Raw genomic sequence first — 8,035 nt, forward strand, 5'->3', positions numbered from 1 at the left:
TCTTCCTATCTTTATTCATATACTTGAATCAAATACAGAAGTTTAGTACTCATGAATTTCCTTGTATAATAAAGAGAAGAAGTATTCTCTCTTTATTTTAAACTATACACTATTTTTAGTATGATTGAGAAATATAAACATGGCAAAGTTAAGAAATTATTTGAGGTGAAAACATTGATTTTATTACAAGTAAACGCGCTTTCGAAATTATACGGTGCAGAAACGATTCTTGCAAACATAAAATTGGAAGTACAAACGAAAGATCGTATCGCATTAGTCGGACGAAATGGAGCCGGAAAATCTACATTATTAAAAATAATAGCTGGTGAGCTATCTCATGATGGTGGTGAAATTATAAAACCGAAAGATGTCTCAATGGGGTATTTAGCTCAAAATACCGGATTAGAAACGTCTTTAACAATTTGGGATGAAATGTTAACCGTCTTTACACACTTGCAGCAAATGGAGACAAAACTTCGAAGGCTAGAGCAAGAGATGGGAAAAGAAGAAAACTTTTCAAATGCGGCTATATACGAGAAATTATTAGCTGATTATGACCAATTACAACTAGATTATAAAGATCAAGGTGGCTATCAGTACGAAGCGGATATCCGCTCGATTTTAAGCGGTCTTGGCTTCCCAGTTGAGATGCACCAGACGACAATTTCTACATTAAGTGGTGGGCAAAAAACACGATTAGCTCTTGGTAAATTATTATTAACTAAACCAGACTTACTTATTTTAGACGAGCCCACAAACCATTTGGACATTGAAACATTAACTTGGCTTGAACAATATTTACAAGGTTATCCTGGCGCGATTTTAATCGTTTCCCATGACCGTTATTTCTTAGATAAACTCGTTACACAAGTATACGAAATTTCTAATAAGGAAAGCAGACGATTTGTTGGTAACTACAGTAAATATTTAGACTTAAAATCGGCACTATACGAGCAAGAGATGAAACGTTATGAAAAACAACAGGATGAAATTGCTAAACTTGAAGACTTTGTGCAAAAAAATATAGCTCGTGCATCTACGACAAAGCGCGCTCAAAGTCGCCGTAAACAATTAGACAGAATGGAATTATTAACTAGACCATTGGGCGATTCTAAGTCAGCTTCCTTCCACTTTGATATTGAAAAACAAAGCGGAAATGATGTTTTACAAGTGAAAGATGCAACTATTGGCTATGATGAAGATCCGATTATTGAACATGTAACTATGCGCTTAACTCGTGGGGATAGTGTTGCTTTAGTTGGACCGAACGGAATTGGGAAATCCACATTGTTAAAGTCACTTGTGAATAAGTTACCTCTACTAAATGGTGATGTTTCTTTCGGATCAAATGTATCTGTTGGTTATTATGATCAAGAACAAGCTAACTTAACATCTTCTAAGCGAGTTTTAAATGAACTATGGGATGAATATCCTCTGCAACCTGAAAAAGAAATTCGCACTATACTAGGCAACTTTTTATTCACAGGGGATGATGTACTAAAACCAGTATCTTCTCTTAGTGGTGGACAAAAAGCTCGATTAGCTCTTGCAAAGCTTATGATGCAGAAATCAAATTTATTAATTCTCGATGAACCAACGAACCATCTTGATTTAAATAGTAAAGAAATTTTGGAGAATGCTTTAATTGATTACCCAGGAACACTTCTATTCGTCTCACATGACCGCTACTTTATTAATCGTGTAACGACGACCGTTATTGAGTTATCAACAGAAGGTGCACAAGAATATTTAGGCGATTACGATTACTACGTTGAAAAGAAAAATGAAATGATTGAACGTGCAGAATTTGAACAACAAGAACAGCAAGAAAATCAGGCACCTGTTCAAAAAACTGTAGCTCAAGAAAAATTAAATTATCTCGAAGAAAAAGAACGTAAACAATTAGAGCGTCAACGCACTCGGAAAATTGAGGAGCTAGAACAAAACATCGTAGAATTTGAAGAAGAAATTGCTACATTAGAAGATCAGCTTTGCTTACCAGAAATATATGCAGATTATGAAAAGGCTAGTGAAATTACATCTAAAAAGCAAACACTACAAGAACAACTTGAAGCTTGTATGGCAGAATGGGAAGAACTGCATATATAAGTGAATTTAAACAAGAAGGATGTCTCATACGTCGAGGATGTATGAGACATCCTTTTTATTTTCTATTTTAAAATCAGTGCCGTAGCACATGAAATTATATCGACGATTTTTTGAATATATATACCGTAACTTAAAATATATGAACGATTCGACAAGAAATATCGATTTACCGACAAGGATTGACAATAGTAGCAACCTATATAATAAGAGGAGGATGTTTCAAAAGTTTTTTTGGGATATCTTCTTGTTTTTTATTTCCCGAAAAAGAATATCTTTAAAGGTCAGACTTCATCCGCTTTATCCACAGGTTTATACACATATCCACCTTTATAAAATAGACATTAAAATAACTTTTCCACATTATCCACATTCACGAAAAAAGTTATACACATTTTATATACACAACAAAACCCATATTATCAACAAATAATATGGGTTTTGTCCACAGGCTGTGGTTGATTTTGTGTATAACTATGCTTCAATATCTAATCCTGGATTTGCATTTAAAGCTAATGTCGCACGTTTTCCTTGTTCGTATGCAATTGTACCTGCAGCTGCAATCATCGCTGCATTATCTGTACATAAAGATAGAGGCGGAATAATTAGCTCTATATTTTCTTTTTGTGCAAATTCTGCTTCTAAACGTGCACGAAGCCCTTTATTAGCAGCTACTCCACCAGCAAGAAGCACTTGCTTGACGTTATATGCATCCGCTGCACGAGACGCTTTCGTTACAAGTACGTCGATTACACTTTCTTGGAAACTTGCTGCTAAATCTTCCGGTGCAATTTCTATACCACGTTGTTTTGCGTTATGCACAGTGTTGATAACTGCCGATTTCAATCCACTAAAGCTAAAATCATACGAATCCGGCTCTAGCCATGCACGAGGCAAATCAATTGTCGGCTTTCCTTCATGCGCAAGGCGATCAATATGTGGACCACCTGGATATGGCATAGATAACGTACGAGCTACTTTATCATATGCTTCCCCCGCTGCATCATCTCGTGTTTCACCAATCACTTCAAATGAACCGTGTTCTTTCATATAAACAAGCTCCGTATGTCCACCAGATACAACAAGTGATAGTAATGGGAATTGTACTTCTTTTACTAAACGGTTTGCATAAATATGACCAGCAATATGATGAACACCAACTAGAGGGATATCATGCGCAAAAGCCACAGCTTTCGCTGCATTTACACCTATTAAAAGTGCTCCAACCAAACCAGGTCCTTCTGTTACGGCAATTGCATCAATATCCTCAAAAGTGATATTCGCTTCTTTTAAAGCTTCTTCTAGCACAACTGTAATTTCTTCTACATGGTGACGGGATGCAATCTCTGGTACGACTCCGCCAAAACGCTTATGACTTTCAATTTGTGATGCAACGATATTCGCAATAATTTCCGTTCCATTTTTAACAACTGCTACTGCTGTTTCATCACAGCTTGTTTCAATACCAAGTATAATCGTGTTTTTTTCCATTATATATTCACCCACATTACGAGACCATCTTCCTGATTGTCTGCATAGTATCGTTTACGAATCCCACCATTTTGAAATCCGTATTTTCTGTATAACTGTTTTGCTACTTCATTTGATACGCGTACTTCAAGTGTCATCGTTTTTACTCCTAGGTCTTTCGCCTCCGAAATAACTTCTTTCAATAAGGCATCTCCTAACTTTTGACCTCGGTACTCTGGCAAAATAGCTATATTTGTTATATGTGATTCATCAATAATTATCCACAATCCACAATAACCAATTACGCGACCATCTTTTTCTAGCACAACATAATGTGCATGTTCATTCATCGCTATTTCACGGTGAAAGGCATCGGCAGTCCAAGGAGTTGAAAAAGATGCTTCTTCAATAGCTACAATTTGAGCAATATCATCGAGTGCCATCTTTCTAAATATCATATCCATTTTCTATAGACCTCTACTTCTTTTGACTTTCTAACCAGTTTGTTTCAGCTTCCGCTAAACGAAGGTAACTAGGTACAAACGTATGCACATCTTGTTCTTCTTTTTGTAACCCTAAAAATGCTAGTTCACTTGGTCTTGGGTTATTCTTAGTGAAAGGAGCAAATACAGCTTGATCACCTAAGTATTCTATAATTGTTTCTTTATGCAATTTAACATCGTTACCAATAAATAAAACAGGCTGTTCTTTATCTTTTAACATTTGCAACCAGTCAACAATAAGCATAATTCGGTCTTCTTCTATTGAAGTTAATTGCTCCCCTTCATATGTATATAGCCCCGTGTAAATTTGACCACGTCGACCATCAAATAAAGGAGAGATTAATCCATTAAAATTAGCACCATTTGCTGCCACTACTTCTAAACTTGATACACCTACAATTGGTATTTGAAGTGACCAAGCTAATGTTTTTGCAGCTGTCACACCTATACGAACACCTGTATATGATCCAGGCCCAGCTGCTACAACGATTTTAGTCAATTCTTTCGGTTTTACACCACACTCTTTTAAAAGTTTCTCTACAGCTGGCATAAGACGTACAGAATGGTTTTTTGTTAAATTTGTAATGATTTCTCCAATCACGTTCCCTTCCTCAATAAGGGATACACCCATTACGTAATTTGAAGTATCAATTGCTAGTACTTTCATCTTGTAATAGCTCCTCACATAATCTAATATAGCGATTTCCAATTGGTTCGAGTACAATTTTCCTTGTATCATCTCCAGCATGGAATAAACTGATTTGTAACTTTTCATTCGGTAAATATTCTTCTATTAAATGAGCCCATTCTACTACTGTAATCCCTTCACCGTAGAAATACTCATCAAAACCTAAGTCTTCTTCACTTTCCGCTAAACGATATACGTCCATATGATATAGCGGGAATCTTCCTTTATATTCTTTAATAATATTGAAGGTAGGACTATTTACAACCCTTTTCACACCAAGACCCTTTGCCAGTCCTTTTGTAAAAGTCGTCTTTCCAGCTCCAAGATCTCCTTCTAAAATAATTACATCTTGCGCCCCGACAAGTTCACCTAGTTTTTCTGATAATCTTTGTGTTTCCTCAGAAGATTTTGTTGTTACTTCATATTTACTCACAGACTTCACCCACTTTATTCACAATGTTCTCTGCTCTTTATTATACAGGTTTTGAATATATAAAAAAGTCCTTAGGAGTTTTCCTAAGGATAGTTTGACTGTCTTTATTAGTTTTTTGTTAAAACAAATAAAAAAATACGAAACAACTTGTTTCGTTCTTTTCTTTATATAAAATGGCGGTCCCGACCGGGGTCGAACCGGCGATCTCCTGCGTGACAGGCAGGCATGTTAACCACTACACCACGGGACCATTGGTTGCGGGGACAGGATTTGAACCTGCGACCTTCGGGTTATGAGCCCGACGAGCTACCGTACTGCTCCACCCCGCGATGATATAAATAGCTTGGCGACGTCCTACTCTCACAGGGACAAGGTCCCAACTACCATCGGCGCTAGAGAGCTTAACTTCCGTGTTCGGTATGGGAACGGGTGTGACCTCTCTGCCATCATCACCAAACTATTGAAGGCATATTCCTTCAAAACTAGATAACATTGCTTCATATTATATGGTTAAGTCCTCGATCTATTAGTATTCGTCAGCTCCACATGTCACCATGCTTCCACCTCGAACCTATCAACCTGATCATCTTTCAGGGATCTTACTAGCTTACGCTATGGGAAATCTCATCTTGAGGGGGGCTTCATGCTTAGATGCTTTCAGCACTTATCCCTTCCGCACATAGCTACCCAGCTATGCCCTTGGCAGAACAACTGGTACACCAGCGGTGCGTCCATCCCGGTCCTCTCGTACTAAGGACAGCTCCTCTCAAATTTCCTACGCCCACGACGGATAGGGACCGAACTGTCTCACGACGTTCTGAACCCAGCTCGCGTACCGCTTTAATGGGCGAACAGCCCAACCCTTGGGACCGACTACAGCCCCAGGATGCGATGAGCCGACATCGAGGTGCCAAACCTCCCCGTCGATGTGGACTCTTGGGGGAGATAAGCCTGTTATCCCCGGGGTAGCTTTTATCCGTTGAGCGATGGCCCTTCCATGCGGAACCACCGGATCACTAAGCCCGACTTTCGTCCCTGCTCGACTTGTAGGTCTCGCAGTCAAGCTCCCTTATGCCTTTGCACTCTACGAATGATTTCCAACCATTCTGAGGGAACCTTTGGGCGCCTCCGTTACACTTTAGGAGGCGACCGCCCCAGTCAAACTGCCCACCTGACACTGTCTCCCGGGTCGATAAGACCCGTAGGTTAGAATTTCAATACAGTCAGGGCGGTATCCCACCAGCGCCTCCACCGAAGCTAGCGCTCCGGTTTCAATGGCTCCCGCCTATCCTGTACAAACTGTACCAAAATTCAATATCAGGCTACAGTAAAGCTCCACGGGGTCTTTCCGTCCTGTCGCGGGTAACCTGCATCTTCACAGGTACTATAATTTCACCGAGTCTCTGGTTGAGACAGTGCCCAAATCGTTACACCTTTCGTGCGGGTCGGAACTTACCCGACAAGGAATTTCGCTACCTTAGGACCGTTATAGTTACGGCCGCCGTTTACTGGGGCTTCAGTTCAGAGCTTCGCTTACGCTAACCCCTCTCCTTAACCTTCCAGCACCGGGCAGGTGTCAGCCCCTATACTTCGCCTTACGGCTTCGCAGAGACCTGTGTTTTTGCTAAACAGTCGCTTGGGCCTATTCACTGCGGCTTTCCGTTAAGAAAGCACCCCTTCTCCCGAAGTTACGGGGTCATTTTGCCGAGTTCCTTAACCAGAGTTCTCTCGCACACCTTAGGATTCTCTCCTCGCCTACCTGTGTCGGTTTGCGGTACAGGCACCTTTTATCTCGCTAGAAGCTTTTCTTGGCAGCGGGGAATCAAAGACTTCGCTCCATAAGGAGCTTCCCCATCACAGCTCAGCCTTCACGATAAGCGGATTTGCCTACTTATCAGCCTAACTGCTTGGACGTGCACAACCAATCGCACGCTTCTTCTATCCTTCTGCGTCCCTCCATTGCTCAAACGATAAAGAGGTGGTACAGGAATATCAACCTGTTGTCCATCGCCTACGCCTGTCGGCCTCGGCTTAGGTCCTGACTAACCCTGAGCGGACGAGCCTTCCTCAGGAAACCTTAGGCATTCGGTGGACGGGATTCTCACCCGTCTTTCGCTACTCATACCGGCATTCTCACTTCTAAGCGCTCCACCAGTCCTTCCGGTCTGACTTCACTGCACTTAGAACGCTCCCCTACCACTGATACCATTGGTATCAATTCGCAGCTTCGGTGGTGTATTTAGCCCCGGTACATTTTCGGCGCAGAGTCACTCGACTAGTGAGCTATTACGCACTCTTTAAATGGTGGCTGCTTCTAAGCCAACATCCTAGTTGTCTAAGCAACTCCACATCCTTTTCCACTTAATACACACTTTGGGACCTTAGCTGGCGATCTGGGCTGTTTCCCTCTTGACTACGGATCTTATCACTCGCAGTCTGACTCCTAAGGATAAGTCATTGGCATTCGGAGTTTGACTGAATTCGGTAATCCGATGAGGACCCCTAGTTCAATCAGTGCTCTACCTCCAAGACTCTTACACTTAAGGCTAGCCCTAAAGCTATTTCGGGGAGAACCAGCTATCTCCAGGTTCGATTGGAATTTCTCCGCTACCCACACCTCATCCCCGCACTTTTCAACGTGCGTGGGTTCGGGCCTCCATTCAGTGTTACCTGAACTTCACCCTGGACATGGGTAGATCACCTGGTTTCGGGTCTACGACCACGTACTAAACGCCCTATTCAGACTCGCTTTCGCTGCGGCTCCGTCTCTTCAACTTAACCTCGCACGGGATCGTAACTCGCCGGTTCATTCTACAAAAGGCACGCCATCACCCA

The 8,035-nt window shown here is 41.2% G+C and carries 5 protein-coding genes, 2 tRNA genes and 2 rRNA genes (1 of these 9 only partly in view); 1 reads left to right on the forward strand and 8 read right to left on the reverse strand.

Annotated features, from left to right (window positions below):
- Positions 1-174: 174 nt before the first annotated feature.
- A complete protein-coding gene (locus SJY24_RS29050) occupies positions 175-2,109 on the forward strand; it encodes an ABC-F family ATP-binding cassette domain-containing protein (RefSeq protein WP_377867105.1) in 1,935 nt (644 codons plus the stop codon).
- Between the two features lie 471 nt (positions 2,110-2,580).
- Here the strand turns inward: SJY24_RS29050 and tsaD are convergent, their stop codons facing one another.
- The 8 genes from tsaD to SJY24_RS29090 all read right to left on the reverse strand — a co-directional run.
- The gene (gene tsaD / locus SJY24_RS29055; RefSeq protein ID WP_000414578.1) at positions 2,581-3,597 is read right to left on the reverse strand and encodes a tRNA (adenosine(37)-N6)-threonylcarbamoyltransferase complex transferase subunit TsaD; all 1,017 of its coding nucleotides are present in this window, start codon (positions 3,595-3,597) and stop codon (positions 2,581-2,583) included.
- Positions 3,597-4,040, reverse strand: a complete 444-nt coding sequence (rimI, locus tag SJY24_RS29060) for a ribosomal protein S18-alanine N-acetyltransferase (protein ID WP_377867106.1) — start codon at positions 4,038-4,040, stop codon at positions 3,597-3,599. Before rimI ends, tsaD begins: the two co-directional genes overlap by 1 nt.
- 13 nt (positions 4,041-4,053) lie before the next feature.
- A complete protein-coding gene (tsaB, locus tag SJY24_RS29065; RefSeq protein ID WP_000865755.1) occupies positions 4,054-4,746 on the reverse strand; it encodes a tRNA (adenosine(37)-N6)-threonylcarbamoyltransferase complex dimerization subunit type 1 TsaB in 693 nt (230 codons plus the stop codon).
- Positions 4,727-5,200 carry a tRNA (adenosine(37)-N6)-threonylcarbamoyltransferase complex ATPase subunit type 1 TsaE gene (tsaE, locus tag SJY24_RS29070; RefSeq protein WP_377867107.1) on the reverse strand — a complete coding sequence of 158 codons (474 nt, stop codon included), beginning with the start codon at positions 5,198-5,200 and terminating at the stop codon, positions 4,727-4,729. Before tsaE ends, tsaB begins: the two co-directional genes overlap by 20 nt.
- A 174-nt stretch (positions 5,201-5,374) precedes the next feature.
- Positions 5,375-5,450 (reverse strand) — tRNA-Asp (locus SJY24_RS29075).
- Positions 5,451-5,452: 2 nt separating this feature from the next.
- Positions 5,453-5,529: transfer RNA gene (locus SJY24_RS29080), tRNA-Met, on the reverse strand.
- Between the two features lie 12 nt (positions 5,530-5,541).
- Positions 5,542-5,657: ribosomal RNA gene (gene rrf / locus SJY24_RS29085) — 5S ribosomal RNA — on the reverse strand.
- Positions 5,658-5,706: 49 nt separating this feature from the next.
- A 23S ribosomal RNA gene (locus SJY24_RS29090) occupies positions 5,707-8,035 on the reverse strand; it runs 593 nt beyond the window's last position.

The sequence above is a fragment of the Bacillus sp. R86525 genome (genome assembly GCF_042466195.1).
GTDB lineage: Bacteria > Bacillota > Bacilli > Bacillales > Bacillaceae_G > Bacillus_A > Bacillus_A nitratireducens.

Excerpts from the sequence above, each read along its gene's own strand:
- rimI (WP_377867106.1), bottom strand. The coding sequence starts at position 4,040 with ATGGATATGATATTTAGAAAGATGGCACTCGATGATATTGCTCAAATT.
- tsaD (WP_000414578.1), bottom strand. The coding sequence starts at position 3,597 with ATGGAAAAAAACACGATTATACTTGGTATTGAAACAAGCTGTGATGAA.
- tsaB (WP_000865755.1), bottom strand. The coding sequence starts at position 4,746 with ATGAAAGTACTAGCAATTGATACTTCAAATTACGTAATGGGTGTATCC.